This window comes from Inquilinus limosus MP06 (assembly GCF_000767795.1).
In the GTDB taxonomy this organism is placed as follows: Bacteria; Pseudomonadota; Alphaproteobacteria; order DSM-16000; family Inquilinaceae; genus Inquilinus; species Inquilinus limosus_E.
The window spans coordinates 1-849 of sequence record NZ_JANX01001092.1 but is presented as its reverse complement, the minus strand read 5'-3'; the positions used below and the strand labels follow the sequence as shown (position 1 = coordinate 849).

General features: G+C 71.5%; 1 protein-coding gene. It reads right to left on the bottom strand.

The window, feature by feature from the left end; all coding sequences use genetic code 11:
* Positions 1–244: 244 nt before the first annotated feature.
* Positions 245–849, bottom strand: a 605-nt coding sequence (locus P409_RS35395; RefSeq protein ID WP_034849826.1) for a M10 family metallopeptidase C-terminal domain-containing protein, incomplete at its 5' end; no start/stop codon positions are given.

Below are 849 nucleotides of genomic sequence, written 5' to 3'. Positions count from 1 at the left end.
GAGCGCGTTCAGCTTCGGCTCCCATGCCTCGATCCGCTGCAGCACCGCCTCGGTCACCTCGACCGGCGACAGGCTGCGGTCGCGGTAGCGGGCGACGAGATCGACGGCGGAGAGATCGGCAAGCGAGGTCATGCGTCACCGGCGCGGGGGTGCGGGGAGGAGTGGAGCGAGTTAAGCGGAAATCCGGCCGGGCACCAAGCCGAATTGGCCGGCGGCGGCCTCCCCTCCCCGACCGCAGCCGCGGCTACAGCACGAAGTCGGCGGCGGCGAGGGTGATCCGGCCGGAGAGGACGATGTGGAAATCGGACGTGCCGTCGCCATTGATGTCGCCGGCGATCGTGGTGACCTCCCCCGAGGCGGCGTAGCGCAGCTCGCCGGCATGGCGGGTGTAGGCGCCGGTGCCGATGAAGCGGAAGGCCTGGTTCCCCGCCGCACCGGCATTCGCATCGATCGCCGACAGGTCGATCCGATCGCCCTGGGCATGGCTGAAATCGGTGATCCGGTCGGCACCCGCCCCGACCGGGCTCTGGGCCGTGCCGCCATAGACGAAGCGGTCCGCCCCGGCGCCGCCGGTCAATGTATCCCGACCGCCGGCCCCGGTGAGCACGTCGTTGCCGTTCCAGCCCTGCAGCGTGTTGACGCCGGCATTGCCGGTGAGCCTGTCGTTGCCGCTGCTGCCGGACAGGTTCTCAATCGAGATCAGGACATCGCCCTGGGCATCGCCGCCGCTGCCCTTGCCGGTCGACAGGTCGACCGACACCGCAGCGCTGCTGGCGTGGTAGCTGGCGGTGTCGGCGCCCTCGCCGCCGTCGAGCCGGTCGGCCCCGGCGCCGCCGCGGAGCACATCGC